At 61.0% G+C, this 18,154-nt stretch carries 17 protein-coding genes; 8 read left to right on the forward strand and 9 right to left on the reverse strand.

The window, feature by feature from the left end:
- Nucleotides 1-239 precede the first annotated feature (239 nt).
- The 6 genes from AC07VV_RS08455 to bioB all read right to left on the reverse strand — a co-directional run bounded on the left by AC07VV_RS08455 (nucleotide 240) and on the right by bioB (nucleotide 5,144).
- Nucleotides 240-536 (reverse strand): pyrroloquinoline quinone biosynthesis protein PqqE, encoded by a 297-nt coding sequence (locus AC07VV_RS08455; RefSeq protein WP_085731685.1) that lies wholly within the window; start codon nucleotides 534-536, stop codon nucleotides 240-242.
- 106 nt (nucleotides 537-642) lie between these two features.
- Nucleotides 643-1,323: a dethiobiotin synthase gene (gene bioD / locus AC07VV_RS08460; protein ID WP_096817848.1), complete on the reverse strand. Its 681-nt coding sequence runs from the start codon at nucleotides 1,321-1,323 to the stop codon at nucleotides 643-645.
- Entirely contained in the window at nucleotides 1,320-2,126 is an 807-nt protein-coding gene (gene bioC / locus AC07VV_RS08465) for a malonyl-ACP O-methyltransferase BioC (protein WP_495035986.1), read from the reverse strand. Before bioC ends, bioD begins: the two co-directional genes overlap by 4 nt.
- The gene (locus AC07VV_RS08470) at nucleotides 2,119-2,850 is read right to left on the reverse strand and encodes an alpha/beta fold hydrolase (protein WP_495035987.1); all 732 of its coding nucleotides are present in this window, start codon (nucleotides 2,848-2,850) and stop codon (nucleotides 2,119-2,121) included. The genes bioC and AC07VV_RS08470 overlap by 8 nt, the downstream gene beginning before the upstream one ends.
- The gene (gene bioF, locus AC07VV_RS08475) at nucleotides 2,843-4,021 is read right to left on the reverse strand and encodes an 8-amino-7-oxononanoate synthase (RefSeq protein WP_207863720.1); all 1,179 of its coding nucleotides are present in this window, start codon (nucleotides 4,019-4,021) and stop codon (nucleotides 2,843-2,845) included. The genes AC07VV_RS08470 and bioF overlap by 8 nt, the downstream gene beginning before the upstream one ends.
- A 67-nt stretch (nucleotides 4,022-4,088) precedes the next feature.
- Nucleotides 4,089-5,144 carry a biotin synthase BioB gene (bioB, locus tag AC07VV_RS08480; RefSeq protein WP_085731680.1) on the reverse strand — a complete coding sequence of 352 codons (1,056 nt, stop codon included), beginning with the start codon at nucleotides 5,142-5,144 and terminating at the stop codon, nucleotides 4,089-4,091.
- A 127-nt stretch (nucleotides 5,145-5,271) separates the two neighbouring features.
- On the opposite strand from bioB, the gene AC07VV_RS08485 reads away from it, so the two are divergent.
- The 5 genes from AC07VV_RS08485 to rarD all read left to right on the forward strand — a co-directional run bounded on the left by AC07VV_RS08485 (nucleotide 5,272) and on the right by rarD (nucleotide 10,818).
- Nucleotides 5,272-5,976: a ComFC family protein gene (locus AC07VV_RS08485; protein WP_495036321.1), complete on the forward strand. Its 705-nt coding sequence runs from the start codon at nucleotides 5,272-5,274 to the stop codon at nucleotides 5,974-5,976.
- A gap of 58 nt (nucleotides 5,977-6,034) precedes the next feature.
- Complete coding sequence (locus AC07VV_RS08490) at nucleotides 6,035-6,799, forward strand: TOBE domain-containing protein (RefSeq protein ID WP_495035988.1); 765 nt, start codon at nucleotides 6,035-6,037, stop codon at nucleotides 6,797-6,799.
- A 72-nt stretch (nucleotides 6,800-6,871) separates the two neighbouring features.
- Nucleotides 6,872-8,773, forward strand: a complete 1,902-nt coding sequence (locus AC07VV_RS08495; RefSeq protein WP_495035989.1) for a PhoX family protein — start codon at nucleotides 6,872-6,874, stop codon at nucleotides 8,771-8,773.
- Nucleotides 8,774-8,889: 116 nt separating this feature from the next.
- Nucleotides 8,890-9,864 (forward strand): serine/threonine protein kinase, encoded by a 975-nt coding sequence (locus AC07VV_RS08500; RefSeq protein ID WP_495035990.1) that lies wholly within the window; start codon nucleotides 8,890-8,892, stop codon nucleotides 9,862-9,864.
- Between the two features lie 66 nt (nucleotides 9,865-9,930).
- Nucleotides 9,931-10,818 (forward strand): EamA family transporter RarD, encoded by an 888-nt coding sequence (gene rarD / locus AC07VV_RS08505; RefSeq protein WP_096817833.1) that lies wholly within the window; start codon nucleotides 9,931-9,933, stop codon nucleotides 10,816-10,818.
- A 223-nt stretch (nucleotides 10,819-11,041) separates the two neighbouring features.
- Here the strand turns inward: rarD and AC07VV_RS08510 are convergent, their stop codons facing one another.
- Nucleotides 11,042-11,560 (reverse strand): glycine cleavage system transcriptional repressor, encoded by a 519-nt coding sequence (locus AC07VV_RS08510; RefSeq protein WP_007959830.1) that lies wholly within the window; start codon nucleotides 11,558-11,560, stop codon nucleotides 11,042-11,044.
- 454 nt (nucleotides 11,561-12,014) lie between these two features.
- Between AC07VV_RS08510 and AC07VV_RS08515 the strand changes: the two genes are divergently transcribed.
- Nucleotides 12,015-14,192, forward strand: coding sequence for a malate synthase G (locus AC07VV_RS08515; protein ID WP_495035991.1), 2,178 nt, complete (start codon nucleotides 12,015-12,017; stop codon nucleotides 14,190-14,192).
- A gap of 54 nt (nucleotides 14,193-14,246) precedes the next feature.
- On the opposite strand, the gene AC07VV_RS08520 is transcribed toward AC07VV_RS08515, so the two are convergent.
- Both AC07VV_RS08520 and AC07VV_RS08525 read right to left on the reverse strand, forming a co-directional pair.
- Complete coding sequence (locus tag AC07VV_RS08520; RefSeq protein WP_495035992.1) at nucleotides 14,247-14,654, reverse strand: hypothetical protein; 408 nt, start codon at nucleotides 14,652-14,654, stop codon at nucleotides 14,247-14,249.
- A gap of 130 nt (nucleotides 14,655-14,784) precedes the next feature.
- Entirely contained in the window at nucleotides 14,785-15,231 is a 447-nt protein-coding gene (locus AC07VV_RS08525) for a response regulator (protein WP_495035993.1), read from the reverse strand.
- A 253-nt stretch (nucleotides 15,232-15,484) separates the two neighbouring features.
- On the opposite strand from AC07VV_RS08525, the gene AC07VV_RS08530 reads away from it, so the two are divergent.
- Nucleotides 15,485-17,425: a putative nucleotidyltransferase substrate binding domain-containing protein gene (locus AC07VV_RS08530; protein ID WP_495035994.1), complete on the forward strand. Its 1,941-nt coding sequence runs from the start codon at nucleotides 15,485-15,487 to the stop codon at nucleotides 17,423-17,425.
- A complete protein-coding gene (locus tag AC07VV_RS08535; protein ID WP_096817824.1) occupies nucleotides 17,422-18,129 on the forward strand; it encodes a 3'-5' exonuclease in 708 nt (235 codons plus the stop codon). Before AC07VV_RS08530 ends, AC07VV_RS08535 begins: the two co-directional genes overlap by 4 nt.
- Nucleotides 18,130-18,154: the final 25 nt, after the last annotated feature.

The following is an 18,154-nucleotide window of genomic DNA, read 5'->3' on the forward strand; positions in this document are numbered from 1 at the left end:
GACCGCATTGATTTGTTGTGACGGTCAAACAGTTGTTTGAAACATACGTTTACGCCGAAATCTTGTCAAGCGTCGATCTTTTGCCATTCGTCATCACATTTTTCGAACACCGGACACAGCACCGCGACATGCGCCCGGGCGAGCCATGTGCAATGAAAAAAGATTAGTTGAGGGAGAAGGACTTACAACGAAAAACGCCGCGAACAGTCGCGGCGTCTGGCAAAGCGGATATCAGAAAATCAGGCGAACGTATCGATGATCGTACCGAGCATTTCATCGGAAGCCTTGGCGACTTTCGTGCCCAGCTCCACTTGAAACTTGCCCTGGGCCATCTCGGCCATGGCGCTGCCCGGATCCATTTGCTGGCTGCGGTCCACACCGCGCAGGCGATCGATCTGGGCTTCGGAAGACTGGCTGGTGACCGAGCGCTCGATGGTGTTGTTGGCGATCTGGCTGGCAGCCTGATCGACACGGTTCTGCCCGGTCTGAATGCTGCTCAGACCTGCATAAAAAGCTGTGTTTCCGGAGATTTCCATGGGAGCTCTCATCCTTGGGAAGGATCAATGGGTGCCATTGAACCAGAGGCGTCAGAAAAACACCCGTCAAAAACACTAATGGCACAGTGCCTTGTCATAGCCAAAATCAGTCGAGCAGATCCAGTTGCAAATGATCGGCGACCGCCTCGGCGCTGACCGCCTTGAGTTTCGGCACCCGCCCCAGACACGGCGCCGGAATGCGTTCGGCCAGCGTCGCCAGGTTTTCTTCCAGCCGCGAGGTCTTCGGATCAATTATATTCGCCACCCATCCCGCCAATTGCAGCCCGTCCCTGGCAATCGCTTCAGCCGTCAACAATGCATGGCTGATACAACCCAGACGCACGCCCACCACCAGAATCACCGGCAGATTCAGCGCAATGGCCAGGTCCGACAGATTGTCCTGATCCGCCAACGGCACCCGCCACCCGCCCGCGCCTTCAATCAATGTGAAGTCGGCGTTCATGGCCAGAATCTCGCGCATCGGCGCCAGCAACGATTGCACGGTCAGCGCCACGCCTGCCTCACGGGCCGCCAGATGCGGCGCAATGGCCGGCTCGAACGCTACCGGATTGACCTGTTGATAAGTCAGCGGCAAAGAGCATTCGGCCTGCAACGCCAGCGCATCGGAATTGCGCAAACCTCTGGGCGTCACCACACAACCGGACGCCACCGGCTTGCCCGCCGCCGTACTCAACCCTGCCGATCTGGCGGCATGCAGCAACCCGGCGGCGACAGTCGTCTTACCGACGTCAGTGTCGGTTCCGGTGATGAAATAGGCTGCGCTCATACGGGTTTCTCCAACACGGCGTAGACCACCTGATAAGTCGCCGGCAAGCCCTGCGGCTGACGGAACTGCTCGTAAGCCTCGACCAACCCCAGAATCCGCGCCCGACCGGTCAATCCGCCCGGCCGACCGGGGTTCAGGTTATGCGCGCCCAGCGCCTTGAGTTCGTGCGTCAGGCTGCGCACATCCGGGTAATGCAGCACATGTGGCCGGTTCTCCAGACTGACCGTGCGCAGACCACTGGCCGCGCACAATTGCTCGTACCGGGCGAATTCGCGGAAACGGTTGACGTGCACCAGGCCATCGACCTGACGCCAACTGTCGCGCAATTCGTACAGCGTCCCTACACAAAGACTAGCAAACGCGAAAATCCCCCCCGGTTTCAGCACTCGGAAGGCTTCGCCGAGCACCGATTCGAAGTCTGCACACCACTGAACGGCGAGGCTGGAGAGGATCAGATCGCAGGTCGAATTCTGCAACGGCAAGCGTTCGGCATCGCCGGCAATAAAGTGTGTAGCCCCACCCAACGGCCGCGCGTGATTGAGCATGCCCTCCGCGATATCCAGCGCCAGCCCCTCACCAAATCGCTCGGCCAGCGCCCGGGTGAAATACCCGGTGCCGCAGCCGAGATCCAGCCAGCGCGGCGGGAGAAAACCCACCGGCAGACGATTCAGCAACTGCGTGCCGACATCACGCTGCAACTCGGCGACGCTGTCGTAGCTGGCCGCTGCACGAGAAAAAGAAGCCGCGACCTGGCGCTTGTCAGGCAAGCCGCCGGGCAGCGCAGCAAGAGACAAATCAGTCATCACCACACTCACTTAAAAACGCCTGGATTGCACCGGCCACACCGTGGGGGTCTTCCAGAAGAAACGCATGGCTGGCCTGCTCGATCAGCCCGACCTCGACATCCGCCAGCAACGCGAACAACTCGCCTGCGGCTTCCGCCGGCACCAGCCCGTCCAGCCCGCCAAACAGATGCAATTGCGGGCCTCGAAACACCTGCAAGGCATTGCGCGTATCGATCTGCGCCAACAACTCCAGACCCGCCATCAAGGCGATTGGTGAAGTATTCGGCGCGCCGCCCAGCAACAATCGCGACAAGCCGCGAGAGTCTTGCGCCCCCTGAGCACATAACAGTGAAAAACGCTTGAGGGTCTGACGCGGATCAGCACTGCAACCGGCCAGAAATGCATCGAAGGTTTCCCCCGGCATCGCGCTCGGCCACTGGTCATGGGCAACAAAAGAAGGATTGCTCGCCAGCGTCAGCAAGCCGCAGCAATGTTCGCCACGCAGTGCCGCCAGCTCCGAAGCCAACATGCCGCCCAGCGACCAGCCACCCAACCAGACGTCCTGAGGAATACGCTCATCGAGTTCGTCGAGCCAGTCTGCAGGATCGCTGGACTCCAGCTCCGGCAACGGTTCGATTTCGACCGTCAGGTGTTCGTCGAGCCCACGCAGCGCAGCCGCCAAAGGTTCCAGCGGGGAAACACCGAGGCCCCAGCCAGGGAGCAGAATCAGACGATCACGCATGGCTTGGCTCCGACTTCAGTTGGGCAAAGCAATCGGCCAGTCCCTCTAACAATAGTTGCACCTGCGCCTCGCTGTGGGCGGCGGTCAGGGTGACCCGCAGCCGTGCACTGCCGGCAGGCACGGTTGGCGGCCGTATCGCGGTGACCATCAACCCACGCTCGCGCAGCATCTGCGACAAACGCACGGCGCGACCGGCGTCGCCAATCAGGATCGGCTGGATCGGCGTGAAGCTGTCCATCAGCTCCAGACCGATCTGTTCGGCGCCGTGGCGGAATTGGCGGATCAGCGTCTGCAAATGCTCGCGCCGCCAGTGTTCGCTGCGCAGCAGTTCCAGACTTTTCAATGTTGCGCAGGCCAGCGCCGGTGGCTGGCTGGTGGTGTAGATGTACGGACGGGCGAACTGGATCAGGCTTTCGATCAGCTCTTCACTGCCGGCGACAAACGCGCCCGCCGTGCCGAACGCTTTGCCGAGGGTGCCGACCAGCACCGGCACGTCATCCTGGCTCAAGCCGAAATGCTCGACGATCCCGCCACCGTTCGCGCCCAGAGGACCGAAACCGTGGGCGTCATCGACCATCAGCCACGCGCCTTTGGCCTTGGCCTCTCGGGCCAGCGCCGGCAGGTCGGCGAGATCGCCGTCCATGCTGAACACGCCGTCGGTAACCACCAGCGTATTGCCAGTGGCTTTCTCCAGACGCTTGGCCAGGCTGTCGGCGTCGTTATGCAGATAACGATTGAACCGCGCGCCGGACAACAGTCCGGCATCCAGCAACGATGCATGATTGAGCCGGTCTTCCAGCACCGTGTCGCCCTGCCCGACCAGCGCCGTGACCGCGCCGAGGTTGGCCATGTAGCCGGTGGTGAACAACAGCGCACGCGGCCGCCCGGTGAGGTCGGCCAGAGCTTCTTCCAATTCGTGATGCGGGCCGCTGTGGCCGATCACCAGATGCGAGGCTCCGCCGCCAACGCCCCACTTCGAGGCACCGGCGCGCCAGGCTTCGATCACTTGCGGATGATTGGCCAGGCCCAGGTAATCGTTGTTGCAGAACGCCAGCAATGGCTGACCGTCGACCACCACTTGCGGCCCCTGGGGGCTTTCAAGCAGCGGTCGCTGGCGATAGAGATTTTCGGCACGACGGGCAGCAAGGCGTGCGGCGAGATCGAAAGACATGCAAGCCTCACGGGTGGCAAATGAATCAGCAAGCGCTGCCCGAGGCCGCGCCTGAAAGAACGGACGATCAGACTGCCGCGTTGTAGAACTGCTCGCTGCTCTTCTGCTCCACCAGCGCCTGCTCGATAGCGGCCTGATGCACTTCGTCGGCATGTTCTTCGCGGGCTTCCGGCTGAATGCCCAGACGCGCAAACAGCTGCATGTCCTTGTCGGCCTGCGGGTTGGCGGTGGTCAGCAGTTTGTCGCCGTAGAAAATCGAGTTGGCGCCAGCGAAGAACGCCAGGGCCTGCATCTGCTCGTTCATCGCTTCACGGCCGGCGGACAGACGCACATGGGATTGCGGCATCAGGATCCGCGCCACGGCGAGCATGCGGATGAAGTCGAACGGATCGACGTCGTCAGCGTTTTCCAGCGGCGTGCCGGCAACCTTGACCAGCATGTTGATCGGCACCGACTCCGGATGCTCCGGCAGGTTGGCCAGCTGGATCAGCAGGTTCGCGCGGTCATCGAGGGACTCGCCCATGCCGAGGATGCCGCCGGAGCAGATTTTCATGCCGGCATCGCGCACGTAGGCCAGGGTCTGCAGACGCTCGCTGTAAGTGCGGGTGGTGATGATGCTGCCGTAGAACTCCGGCGAGGTGTCGAGGTTGTGGTTGTAGTAGTCGAGCCCGGCCTTGGCCAGCGCTTCGGTCTGATCCTGATCGAGGCGACCGAGGGTCATGCAGGTTTCCAGGCCCATGGCCTTCACGCCTTCGACCATTTTCAACACGTAGGGCATGTCCTTGGCCGACGGGTGCTTCCACGCCGCGCCCATGCAGAAACGGGTCGAGCCGATGGCCTTGGCGCGGGCAGCCTCTTCGAGGACTTTCTGCACTTCCATCAGCTTTTCTTTTTCCAGGCCGGTGTTGTAGTGACCGGACTGCGGACAGTATTTGCAATCTTCCGGGCAGGCGCCGGTCTTGATCGACAGCAGGGTGGAAACCTGGACGCGGTTGGCGTCGAAATGCGCGCGGTGCACCGTCTGCGCCTGGAACAGCAAGTCGTTGAATGGCTGAACGAAGAGTGCTTTGACTTCGGCCAAAGACCAGTCGTGACGCAGGGTGGCAGTGGTGCTGGCGCTCATGGGCGATTCCTTGGTTATGCTTGGCTGGCGCCTGGGGAAACGGAATACCCACAGGCACGACACGGATGTTCGGCATATTTAAGGAAGAGCCATGCACTGTCAACCACATTAAGATAGACCGGTTTACATCTGGTTAAATAACAACCAGAACTGTTTACTGTGCGATGAGCCGACGGAAACCGAAACACCTCTCTGCGTGGCCTGCGAAACCGAACTGCCCTGGCTGGGTGATCAATGCGTGACGTGTGCCTTGCCGCTGCCCGCTGCGGGCCTGACGTGCGGCGGCTGCCTGAAGGATCCGCCCGCCTTCGAACACGTGGCGGTGCCCTGGTTCTACGGCTTCCCGGTAGACAGCCTGATCACCCGCTTCAAGCACAATGCGAAATGGCCGTTTGGCTGCCTGCTCGGCGATGTTCTCGGACAATTCCTGCAACATCGCTTCGACGAAGGCCTGCCACGCCCGGACGCCTTGTTACCGGTGCCGTTGGCGAACAAGCGTCTGCGGCAGCGCGGATTCAATCAGGCGGCAATGCTGGCGCGGTGGCTCGGCACGCAACTGGACCTGCCCTGTGAAGAAAATATCCTGCGCCGTTTTCAAGACACCAGCGCCCAGCAGGCACTCGATGCCAAGGCGCGCAAACGCAATCTGCACAATGCCTTCAACCTTGTGCCGGACGCTGATGTAAAAGGCCGGCATCTCGCCTTGGTGGATGATGTGCTGACCACCGGCGCCACCGCCCAGGCATTGGCCCGGCTGCTGGTGGACGCGGGCGCCACGCGGGTCGATGTCTACTGCCTGGCCCGAACACCGAAACCTGGCGACGCGGCTTGACTCACACGCGCCAAGCGGCCAACTTCCTTCTCCATCCACTCAGCACAAAGCACCCGACATGTCCTTGCCTTCCCTGTTGTCCCAGCACATCGTCCGCCGTCCGCAGCGCATCGCCCTGCTGCAACACATTGCCGAACAGGGCTCGATCACCCGCGCCGCCAAAAGCGCGGGCCTGAGTTACAAGGCGGCGTGGGACGCCATCGATGAGCTGAACAATCTCGCGCAAAAGCCGCTGGTCGAGCGGGCTGTCGGCGGCAAGGGCGGCGGTGGCGCCAAGCTTTCCAGCGAAGGTGAACGGGTGCTGCGTCTTTATCAGAAACTGCAAGCCTTGCAGGCGCAAGTGCTGGAAGCGGCCGAAGACGCCAGCGATCTGGATCTGCTGGGCCGCTTGATGCTCAGGACCAGCGCCCGCAATCAACTGCATGGCAAAGTCGTCAGCATCGAACACCAGGGCCGCAATGACCTGATCCGTCTCGAACTGGCCGAAGGCCTGTGCATCGATGCGCAGATCACCCACGACAGCACCGTGCATCTGGAACTGCAATCGGGCACCGAAGTGGTGGCACTGATCAAGGCGGGTTGGCTCGAATTGCTGGGTCGCGATCAGCCCGCAACATCCGGTCACAATCTTCTGAGCGGTACCCTCGAAGCCATTCTCGATGCCGAAGACGGCCCCAGCGAAGTACGCGTCGCGCTGCCCAATGGCCAGACACTCTGCGCCCTGGCTGAGCCGTTGCACCTGCGCACCCAGGGACTGACCGTCGAACAACCGGTGCAAGTGCAGTTCTCGCCGTCCAATGTGCTGATCGGCACACCGCTTTAGCGCGGGCTCCTGCAACAAAAGCGTCATCGCCTCTCATTAAGGTGGCTGCCAAAACCAAGCAGGGAGCCTGATGTGAGCCTATTAGAAGAAAACCAATCCACTGACCTGGAAAAAATGGTCGGCATGAGCCGTCGCGGTTTCATCGGCGCCGGCGCACTGTGCGGCGCAGCGATGTTCCTCGGCGGCAGCCTGTTGAGCCGCAGCGCGCTGGCCACCGGTGTCAGCGCCGGCAACAGCCGCCTGCTCGGCTTCGACAGCATTCCGGCCGCCACCACCGACGTCATCAGCCTGCCCAAGGGCTACAAGTCGTCGGTGCTGATCAGCTGGGGTCAGCCCCTGCACAAGAACGGCCCGGCCTTCGACCCGAGCGGTAATGGCACCGCAGCTGCACAGGAAGTGCAGTTCGGCGACAACAACGACGGCATGAGCCTGTTCGCCTTCCCGGACGACAAGAATCGCGCCCTGATGGCGATCAACAACGAATACACCAACTACCGCTACCTCTACCCCCATGGCGGCCAGCCTCAGTCGGCGGAAGACGTGCGCAAGGCGCTGGCCTGCGAAGGCGTGTCGGTGATCGAAGTGGCGCGCAAGAACGGTCAATGGCAGTTCGTTCAGGGCTCGCGCTACAACCGTCGCATCCACGGCAACTCGCCGCTGCGCATCAGCGGCCCGGCGGCCGGCCATGAACTGATGAAAACCAGCGCCGACAAGCACGGCAAAAAAGTCCTCGGCACCTTCCAGAACTGCGCCAACGGCAAAACGCCGTGGGGCACTTACCTGACCTGCGAAGAGAACTTCACCGACTGCTTCGGCAGCAGCAACGCCCAGCAGCAGTTCGACCCGGCGCAGAAGCGCTACGGCGTGTCGGTCGCCAGCCGTGAGATCAACTGGCACCCGTTCGATCCGCGCTTCGACATGGCGAAGAACCCGAACGAGCTCAACCGTCACGGCTGGGTGGTGGAAATCGACCCGTTCGACCCGCAATCGACTCCGGTCAAACGCACCGCCCTCGGTCGTTTCAAACATGAAAACGCAGCCCTGGCCGAGACCGACGACGGTCGCGCCGTGGTGTACATGGGCGACGACGAACGCGGAGAGTTCATCTACAAATTCATCAGCCGTGACCGCATCAACCACCGCAACGCGAAGGCCAACCGCGACATCCTCGATCACGGCACGCTGTACGTGGCCAAATTCGATGCCGGCGACGGCAACCCCGATCACCCGAAAGGCCAGGGCCAGTGGATCGAACTGACCCACGGCAAGAACGGCATCGACGCCAGCAGCGGTTTTGCCGATCAGGCCGAAGTGCTGATTCATGCGCGTCTGGCGGCCAGCGTCGTCGGCGCCACGCGCATGGACCGCCCGGAATGGATCGTGGTCAGCCCGAAAGACGGCCAGGTTTATTGCACCCTGACCAACAACGCCAAGCGCGGCGAAGACGGGCAACCGGTGGGCGGCCCAAACCCTCGCGAGAAAAACGTCTACGGACAGATCCTGCGCTGGCGCACCGACCGCGACGATCACGGTTCGAAGACCTTCGGCTGGGATCTGTTCGTGGTGGCCGGCAACCCGGGCGTGCACGCCGGGACGCCGAAGGGCGGTTCGTCGAATATCACTCCGCAGAACATGTTCAACAGCCCGGACGGCCTGGGTTTCGACAAGGCCGGACGGTTGTGGATTCTCACCGACGGTGATTCGAGCAACGCCGGGGACTTTGCCGGGATGGGCAACAACCAGATGCTCTGCGCGGATCCCAAGACCGGTGAGATTCGCCGGTTCATGGTCGGGCCGATCGGTTGCGAAGTCACCGGGATCAGTTTCTCGCCGGATCAGAAAACCCTGTTTGTCGGGATCCAGCATCCAGGCGAGAACGGCGGCTCGACCTTCCCCGAGCATTTGCCGAACGGCAAGCCGCGCTCTTCGGTGATGGCGATTACCCGTGAGGATGGCGGGATCGTCGGCGCCTGATACGGCGGCGGTCAGATCGTTCCCGCGTTCTGCGCGGGAACGATCCCCCTCAAGACAGCCCGTCTGCGCTACCATGCTGGGCCGGACGCGGCAGCCTGCTGCGCGCAGGAGTCAGCATGGCCCACCCGTTTGAAACCCTCACCCCAGACCTCGTGCTCGATGCCGTCGAAAGCATCGGTTTTCTGAGCGACGCTCGCATTCTGGCGCTCAACAGTTACGAAAACCGCGTCTATCAGGTCGGCATCGAAGACTCCGAACCGCTGATCGCCAAGTTCTACCGCCCGCAGCGCTGGACCAACGAAGCCATTCTCGAAGAGCACAAGTTCACCTTCGAACTGGCCGACGTCGAGATCCCGGTGGTGGCGCCACTAGTGCACAACGGCCAGACCCTGCACGAACACGCCGGTTTTCGCTTCACCCTGTTTCCCCGTCGCGGTGGCCGGGCGCCGGAGCCGGGCAATCTCGATCAGCTGTATCGCCTTGGTCAGTTGCTGGGGCGCATTCATGCAGTCGGCGCAACACGTCCGTTCGAGCATCGCGAAGCGTTGGCCGTGCAGAACTTCGGCCACGCCTCGCTGAACACTTTGCTGGAAGGCAACTTCATCCCCAAAAGCCTGTTGCCGGCCTACGAGTCCGTCGCCCGCGACCTGCTCAAGCGCGTGGAAGACGCCTACGCCGCCACGCCGCATCAGAACATCCGCATGCACGGCGACTGCCACCCCGGCAACATGATGTGCCGCGACGAAATGTTCCACATCGTCGACCTCGACGACTGCCGCATGGGCCCGGCCGTGCAGGACATCTGGATGATGCTCGCCGGCGATCGACAGGAATGCCTCGGACAACTGTCGGAATTGATGGACGGCTACAACGAATTCCACGATTTCGACCCACGCGAACTGGCGCTGATCGAACCACTGCGCGCCCTGCGTTTGATGCACTACAGCGCCTGGCTGGCCCGACGCTGGGACGATCCGGCGTTCCCTCACAGCTTTCCGTGGTTCGGCACGGAGCGGTATTGGGGCGATCAGGTGCTGGCCTTGCGTGAACAGCTTGCAGCGTTGAATGAAGAGCCGTTGAAGCTTTTCTGACACGACACGTCTATACAACTGCCCGTACAATCGCTGCTTTGTTAGCTGCCTAAGCAAGGATTCTGCATGCAAGCCGCCAACCCGCGTCGCGGGTACATTCTGGGCCTGAGTGCCTACATCATTTGGGGACTGTTCCCGCTCTACTTCAAAGCCATCGCCGAAGTACCGGCGGTGGAGATCATCATCCACCGGGTGTTGTGGTCGGCGCTGTTCGGCGCGCTGCTGTTGATGGTCTGGAAGCACCCGGGCTGGTGGCAGGAGCTGCGCGACAACCCGAAACGCCTGGCGATTCTCGCGCTCAGCGGCACCTTGATCGCTGCCAACTGGCTGACCTATGTCTGGTCGGTGAACAACGGCCGGATGCTGGAAGCGAGTCTGGGTTACTACATCAACCCATTGGTGAACGTGCTGTTGGGGATGCTGATTCTCGGCGAGCGCCTGCGGCGCATGCAGTGGCTCGCGGTGGGTCTGGCGGCGGTCGGCGTCGCTCAGCAGGTGTGGCAGGTCGGCAGTCTGCCATGGGTGTCGCTGGTGCTGGCACTGACCTTCGGTTTCTACGGGCTGATCCGCAAGCAGGCGCCGGTCAAGGCACTGCCGGGGCTGGTGGTGGAAACCTGGATGCTGGTGCCGATCGCCCTCGCGTGGCTACTGTTCAATCCGACCGCCACCAGTGCACAAGCTGCGTTCTGGACCACCTCCGAAGCCTGGTGGCTGGTGGCGGCAGGCCCGGTGACGCTGGTGCCGTTAGTGTGTTTCAACGCAGCCACGCGGCATTTGCCCTACACCACCATCGGCTTCCTGCAATACCTGGCACCGACGCTGGTGCTGTTGCAGGCAGTGCTGCTGTTCGGTGAGCACTTGTCGTCGAGTACGCTGATTGCCTTCATGTTTATCTGGGCCGGTCTGGCGGTATACAGCGTCGATGCGTGGATGAGCCTGCGTCGTCGCAGCTGATCAAAAAACGCACAAACCTCCACAGGCCACGGTTCTCGTGGCCTGTATCGTTCCTTCCCAAGGTTATCCACAGCGTGATCCCCGCCGTTTGTGCGCAAGTCACTGAATGCTGGCGGTTTTTTGATCAATCTTCGCCAAGCCACGGCGGACGTGGCCTGGCGGTCAGTCTCTACAGGTTATCCACAGGCAGGTGCACGTTTAAACTGGATAACCCGATCCGTCTTCACGGGTCGGTGCGCAGCACCAACTCCACCATCAAGTCATCGGCCAGGGTTTCCAGGCGCGATTGCAGCACATCCAGCGACAGGGTCAGCGGCACCGCCAGAATCGCCTCGGCGTGGAACAACGGCTCGCTGCTCATCGGCGCCGGACGCACTTCGGTCACCAGCCGCTCCAGGTTGACGCCCTGCTCGCTCAGCAGCCGGGTGATGTCACGCACGATGCCCGGACGATCATTGCCCACCAGTTCCATGGCGATCGGTTTCCAAGTGCACGCCTGTTCGATACCGCTTTCGGCCACCAGCACACGAATCCCCTGAGCCGACAAAGCTTGTAGGGCATCGACTAATTCGTCGTAAGCCTCCGCCGGCACGCCCACCCGCAGGATCCCGGCGAACTGCCCGGCCATCCGCGACATGCGGCTTTCCAGCCAGTTGCCGCCGTGTTCGGCGATGCATTGGGCGATGCGCTCGACCTGCCCGGGCTTGTCCGGGGCGAAGACGGTGAGTACGAGGTGATCCATGGCGCAGCCCTCTTGTCATGACTTTTGTTATAGAAAAACAAGTATAGGCAAGCGTTCGACAGACGCCTCAGACGCTCGAAGTCACAAATCGTGTACAACTTTTTATATTTAACTGGAACAATCCATTGGTTTTTTGAGAACATCCCGTTCCGCGCCGTGACCGCAATGCGTCATGGGGTCGCAGAACGACGTAATTAGTCTGATTTTCACAACCGCAACTCATCATGTAGTATGCCGCAGCGCGCACTACATAACGCTGGATCGATGTCTGCCCAAGGCACGTTCGCAACCCTGAAAGCCCTGTCAGCAAGGCCCCCAAGCCGTTGATTGGTCCCAGCCCAGCCGCCAGCGATGGCATGTACTGGTCGAGGGGTTTGTGGTTTAAATGGCCAGAGGCTTCATTGTTAAATTGAAGAGCTGAAAAGCGAAATAGCTGAGCAGAGTGAGGCAAGCAATGACTGAACACGTTCAAGTCGGTGGCCTGCAGGTCGCCAAAGTCCTGTTCGACTTCGTGAACAACGAAGCCATTCCCGGTACCGGCCTCACCGCCGAAAAATTCTGGGACGGTGCCGACAAGGTCATTCATGACCTGGCGCCGAAGAACAAAGCCCTACTCGCCAAACGCGATGACTTCCAGGCCCGTATCGACGGCTGGCACCAGACCCGTGCCGGTCAGCCGCACGACGCCGTGGCCTACAAAGCCTTCCTGCAAGAGATCGGTTATCTGCTGCCAGAAGCGGCTGATTTCCAGGCAACGACGCAAAACGTCGATGACGAAATCGCCCGTACCGCCGGCCCGCAACTCGTGGTCCCGGTGATGAACGCCCGCTTCGCCCTCAACGCCTCGAACGCCCGCTGGGGTTCGCTGTACGACGCCCTGTATGGCACCGACGCCATCAGCGAAGCCGGCGGCGCGGAAAAAGGCAAAGGCTACAACAAGGTGCGTGGCGACAAAGTCATCGCCTTCGCCCGTGCATTCCTCGACGAAGCAGCGCCACTGGCCGCCGGCTCCCATGTCGATTCCACTGGTTACAAGATTGCTGACGGCAAACTGGTCGTCACCCTCAAGGGCGGCAGCAACAGCGGCCTGCGCAACGATGCGCAACTGATCGGCTTCCAGGGCGATGCGTCGGCTCCGATCGCGATTCTGCTGAAGAACAACGGCCTGCATTTCGAAATCCAGATCGATGCCAGCACCCCGGTCGGCCAGACCGATGCCGCCGGCGTCAAAGACATCCTGATGGAAGCGGCGCTGACCACCATCATGGACTGCGAAGACTCCGTGGCCGCCGTCGATGCCGACGACAAGGTTGTGATCTACCGCAACTGGCTGGGCCTGATGAAGGGCGACCTCGCGGAATCCGTTTCCAAGGGCGGCCAGACCTTCACCCGCACCATGAACCCGGACCGCACCTACACCAAGGTCGACGGTAGCGAACTGACCCTGCACGGCCGCTCGCTGTTGTTCGTGCGCAACGTCGGTCACCTGATGACCATCGACGCGATCCTCGACAAGCACGGCAACGAAGTGCCGGAAGGTATCCTCGACGGTCTGGTGACTTGCCTGGCGGCGATGCACAACCTGAGCGGCAACACTTCGCGCAAGAACACCCGCACCGGTTCCGTCTACATCGTCAAACCGAAGATGCACGGCCCGGAGGAAGCGGCGTTCACCAACGAGCTGTTCGGTCGCATCGAAGACGTGCTGGGCCTCAAGCGCAACACCCTGAAAGTCGGGATCATGGACGAGGAGCGCCGTACCACGGTCAACCTCAAAGCCTGCATCCAGGCGGCCAGCGAGCGCGTGGTGTTCATCAACACCGGTTTCCTCGACCGCACCGGCGACGAAATCCACACCTCCATGGAAGCCGGCCCGATGGTGCGCAAGGCGGACATGAAGGCCGAGAAGTGGATCGGCGCCTATGAGAACTGGAACGTCGATATCGGTCTGAGCACCGGCCTGCAAGGTCGTGCACAAATCGGTAAAGGCATGTGGGCGATGCCCGACCTGATGGCGGCGATGCTCGAACAGAAAATCGCGCACCCGCTGGCCGGTGCCAACACTGCCTGGGTTCCATCGCCGACGGCTGCCGCGCTGCACGCGCTGCACTACCACAAGGTCGACGTGTTCGCCCGTCAGGCCGAGCTGGCCAAACGTGCCCGCGCTTCGGTCGATGACATCCTGACCATCCCGCTGGCGGTCAACCCGAACTGGACGCCGGAGCAGATCAAGAACGAACTGGACAACAACGCCCAGGGCATTCTCGGTTACGTGGTGCGCTGGATCGACCAGGGCGTGGGTTGCTCGAAAGTGCCGGACATCAACGACGTTGGCCTGATGGAAGACCGTGCAACGCTGCGGATCTCCAGCCAGCACATCGCCAACTGGCTGCGCCACGGTGTCGTCACCGAAGCGCAAGTGATGGAAAGCCTCAAGCGCATGGCGCCGGTGGTGGACCGTCAGAACGCCAACGACCCGCTGTACCGTCCGCTGGCACCGAACTTCGACAGCAACATCGCCTTCCAGGCGGCGGTCGAACTGGTGATCGAGGGCACCAAACAGCCGAACGGCTACACCGAGCCGGTCCTGCACCGTCGTCGTCGCGAGTTCAAGGCTGCCAATGGCCTGTAACCCGCGCTGATGCCGGACATGAAAAAGCCCTGATCTTTTGATCAGGGCTTTTTATCAGGCGGAGTATTGCTCGGGAAACGTGTAAGAAAAACGGCCTTTCAAATCGAGATCTTTTTTACCGTTGCTCAGCACTGCTGCAATGATCGTCCCGATAATTTCGTAATACTTATCATCGACCACCGCGACAGCGAGTTCCAGGTTGCCAGATTTGACGATTGTGTATTCATCACGAATGTTAAAAGCAAACAGAGCGCCTACAAGATCCTTCAAAGGGTAAGTATTTTTACCCTCGACCACTTGGCCCGGATGGAATTGGAAGGAGACCGCCTTGGCTTCTGCCTCCTCAGAAACAACCAACGTATGTAGTGTTGTACCTGAGACTTTTTTTGTGGAGAACGAGTGCGTTGTGCCATCCAGGATGTAACTAATATTAGCTCCGACCTGATTCTGAGCATTACTCATGGTGTCCCCCTGTTCATAGGTGTTGGAACGCCAACCACACGCCAGCGCTCTCAAAACCAGTGAACACTCCTTACCTGATCTCGCCTACTGTCAGATCTGACAGTTCGGACTAAAAGCAGACAAACGGACATTACGGTTCAATCCCTAACTCATGCTTGACCAGTCCAAGCAATTTGGTGGTATCGATCGGCTTGAGCAGAAAATCCACCACGCTCAAATGCATCGCCGCGATGGCGTCCTTCACGTCGGCATCACCCGACACAATGATGATCGGCATCGCTGCCCGTACCGACTCGCGCACCTGACGAACCAGTTCGAGCCCGCCAACATGGCCCATCCGCAGATCCGTGATCACCAGGCCGATGGAAGGTTTTTCCTCGATCATCTTCAGCGCGGATTCGCCGCTGGCGGCTGTCATGCAGCGAATGCCGTCCAGTGCCAGGATCTCCGACAGCAACTCGCGGGCGTCCTTGTCGTCATCAACGATCAGTACCCGCTGCGGCGGCAGGTCGGGTTCCAGCATGACGGCGCTGAGCGCTTCCCGCTCGGCGTCGCTCAAAATATCGTGGTCGGACATGGCGTTCTCTACGTTTTCAAATCGATCCCCTGGCACAGTGGTCAGACATCGCTGGGCAGAGCTTCAATGTGCACTTCGTCGGATTTTTTTCCAAGGGGCTAACCTGAGAATTTCCGACTGTTTGTGTAGGGCATATCTGAAAACTCCCCAACGGCACGCCAAACCTAGACTTACGTCCAATGGGCACCCCGCGCGATGGGGTCGACCATGGCTGCAACGATCCAATAACAACAATTCGAAAAAGACTGCGGTAATGGTTATGAGTAAAGCGGACGCCTTCACCCAGGCAGGGAAAACCGCGGTGTTGCAGAACATTCAGGGCACTTTGCAATTCCTCCAGCGCTTCCCCCCTTTCAATCAGATGGAACACGCCCACCTGGCCTATCTGGTGGAGCAATGCCAGCTGCGCTTCTACGGTCAGGGCGAGAGCATCATCAAACCCGCCGACGGGCCGGTCGAACACTTCTACATCGTCAAGCAGGGCCGGGTGGTCGGTGAGCGGCCGCACACAGCCAAGGGCGGTACCGAAACCACGTTTGAAATCACCACCGGCGAGTGTTTCCCCCTCGCCGCACTGCTCGGTGAACGGGCGACCCGCACCGAGCATCTGGCCGGCGAAGACACCTTCTGCCTGCAACTGAACAAACTGGCGTTCATCAAGCTGTTCGCCCTCTCCAACACCTTCCGCGACTTCGCCCTGCGCGGGGTCAGCAGCCTGCTCGATCAGGTCAACCAGCAAGTCCAGCAGAAAGCCGTGGAAACCCTCGGCACCCAATATTCGCTGAACACCCGCTTGGGCGAATTGGCCATGCGCCATCCGGTGACGTGCAGCCCTTCCACTCCACTGCGCGAAGCGGTGAAGCTGATGCACGAACAACAGGTCGGCAGCATCGTCGCGGTGGATGAGCACAAGGCACCACTGGGGATTTTCACCCTGCGCGATCTGCGCCATGTGGTGGCTGCGGGCGTTGGCGACTTCAATGAACCGATCGAACGTCACATGACGCCCTCGCCGTTCTATCTGTCGCCGGATCACAGCGCCTTCGATGCGGCGATCGCGATGACCGAGCGGCATATCGCCCACGTCTGTCTGGTCAAGGATCAACGTCTGTGCGGCGTGGTCTCCGAGCGTGATCTGTTCTCGCTGCAACGGGTCGATCTGGTGCACCTGGCACGGACCATCCGCAGCGCCCAGCGGGTTGAACAACTGGTGACCCTGCGTGGCGAGATCGGCCAACTGGTGGAGCGCATGCTGGCTCACGGCGCGTCTTCGACCCAGATCACCCACATCATCACCCTGCTCAACGATCACACCGTGTGCCGGGTGATCGAGCTGACGCTCGCGGAGAAAGGCGACCCCGGTGTGCCGTTCAGTTGGCTGTGCTTCGGCAGCGAAGGCCGGCGCGAACAGACCCTGCACACCGATCAGGACAACGGCATTCTGTTCGATGCGCGGGATGCGGCCCATGCGGCGGAGATTCGCGGCAAGCTGCTGCCCATCGCCCAGCAGATCAATAACAGCCTGGCGCAGTGCGGCTTCACTCTGTGCAAAGGCGACGTCATGGCCGGCAATCCGCAGCTGTGCCTGTCCCGCGCCGAATGGGCCCGACGCTTTGCCGCGTTCATCCGCGAGGCAACGCCGGAGAACCTGCTGGGCTCAAGCATCTATTTCGATCTGCGGGTGGTCTGGGGCGATGAACAGGGTTGCGAGCAATTGCGTCGGGGGATTCTCGATCAGGTCGGCGACAATCGTTTGTTCCAGCGGATGATGGCCGAGAACGCCTTGCGCAACCGGCCGCCGGTGGGGCGTTTCCGTGAATTCGTGCTGACCCGCAAGAACGGCGAGAAAGCCACGCTGGACCTGAAGATCCAGGGCCTGACGCCGTTTGTCGACGGTGCACGTCTGCTGGCTCTGGCCAATGGCATCGACGCCAACAACACCCTCGAACGCTTCCGCCAGTTGGTGGCGAAAGAAGTCATCGACCGACTGGATGGCGCCGCGTACGAGGAGGCTTATCACTTTATCCAGCAGACACGCATGCAGCAGCATCAGCTCCAGACCCGGGAAAACCTGCCGTATTCGAACCGGGTCGATCCCGACAGCCTCAATCATCTGGACCGGCGCATCCTGCGTGAATCCCTGCGCCAGGCCCAGCGCCTGCAAAGCAGCCTGACTCTGCGGTATCAGCTATGAGCCTGTTTTCGTGGCTGCGTCCGGCCAGCCCGGTATTGCCGGACGATCTGCAACAACGCCTGACGAAACTGCCGGCAATCGGCGAACTGAGCGAGTGCAGCCTGCGCGAACAGCGCTGGGTGGTGCTGGATCTGGAAACCACCGGGCTCAACCTTAACAAGGACCGGGTGCTGTCGATTGGCGCGGTGGTGATCGAGGACGGCGCCATCGACTTCAGCCAGCAGTTCGAACGCACCCTGCAATGTCGCGAACTCAAACTCAGCCCCAGCGTATTGATCCACGGACTGGGGCCGAATGCGATTGCCGCCGGCAGCGAGCCGGCCGAGGCATTGCTCGAGCTTCTGGAGTTTATTGGCGACAGTCCGGTGCTGGCGTTTCATGCGCCGTTCGATCAGCACATGCTGGGCCGGGCGGTGAAAGAACATTTGGGGCACAAGTTGCAGCAGGTGTTTCTGGATGTCGCCGACATTGCACCGCTGGTTTGCCCCCAGGCGCACATCCGCGAGGCTGGGCTGGACGAGTGGATCGACTGGTTCAAGCTCGAAGTGTTCGAGCGTCACCACGCCAGCGCCGACGCACTGGCCACGGCGGAACTGGCGTTGATTCTGTTCAGCCGGGCACGGCAGCAGCAGATTCACAGCCCATTGAATTTGCAGCAACGCCTGAGTCAGTGGAAGCGCCGCCAGCAGACGCATTCGTTCTGAGCCCCGGGTTGTCGCCCGACAACCC

The sequence above is a fragment of the Pseudomonas sp. GW821-FHT02C04 genome (assembly GCF_059421845.1).

Coding starts and splice junctions, on each gene's coding strand:
- AC07VV_RS08515 (WP_495035991.1), top strand. CDS start 12,015: ATGACTGAACACGTTCAAGTCGGTGGCCTGCAGGTCGCCAAAGTCCTG.
- AC07VV_RS08455 (WP_085731685.1), bottom strand. CDS start 536: ATGGAAATCTCCGGAAACACAGCTTTTTATGCAGGTCTGAGCAGCATT.
- AC07VV_RS08530 (WP_495035994.1), top strand. CDS start 15,485: ATGGTTATGAGTAAAGCGGACGCCTTCACCCAGGCAGGGAAAACCGCG.
- AC07VV_RS08470 (WP_495035987.1), bottom strand. CDS start 2,850: ATGCGTGATCGTCTGATTCTGCTCCCTGGCTGGGGCCTCGGTGTTTCC.
- AC07VV_RS08525 (WP_495035993.1), bottom strand. CDS start 15,231: ATGTCCGACCACGATATTTTGAGCGACGCCGAGCGGGAAGCGCTCAGC.
- AC07VV_RS08500 (WP_495035990.1), top strand. CDS start 8,890: ATGGCCCACCCGTTTGAAACCCTCACCCCAGACCTCGTGCTCGATGCC.
- AC07VV_RS08535 (WP_096817824.1), top strand. CDS start 17,422: ATGAGCCTGTTTTCGTGGCTGCGTCCGGCCAGCCCGGTATTGCCGGAC.
- AC07VV_RS08520 (WP_495035992.1), bottom strand. CDS start 14,654: ATGAGTAATGCTCAGAATCAGGTCGGAGCTAATATTAGTTACATCCTG.
- AC07VV_RS08510 (WP_007959830.1), bottom strand. CDS start 11,560: ATGGATCACCTCGTACTCACCGTCTTCGCCCCGGACAAGCCCGGGCAG.
- AC07VV_RS08490 (WP_495035988.1), top strand. CDS start 6,035: ATGTCCTTGCCTTCCCTGTTGTCCCAGCACATCGTCCGCCGTCCGCAG.
- bioC (WP_495035986.1), bottom strand. CDS start 2,126: ATGACTGATTTGTCTCTTGCTGCGCTGCCCGGCGGCTTGCCTGACAAG.
- rarD (WP_096817833.1), top strand. CDS start 9,931: ATGCAAGCCGCCAACCCGCGTCGCGGGTACATTCTGGGCCTGAGTGCC.
- bioD (WP_096817848.1), bottom strand. CDS start 1,323: ATGAGCGCAGCCTATTTCATCACCGGAACCGACACTGACGTCGGTAAG.
- bioB (WP_085731680.1), bottom strand. CDS start 5,144: ATGAGCGCCAGCACCACTGCCACCCTGCGTCACGACTGGTCTTTGGCC.
- bioF (WP_207863720.1), bottom strand. CDS start 4,021: ATGTCTTTCGATCTCGCCGCACGCCTTGCTGCCCGTCGTGCCGAAAAT.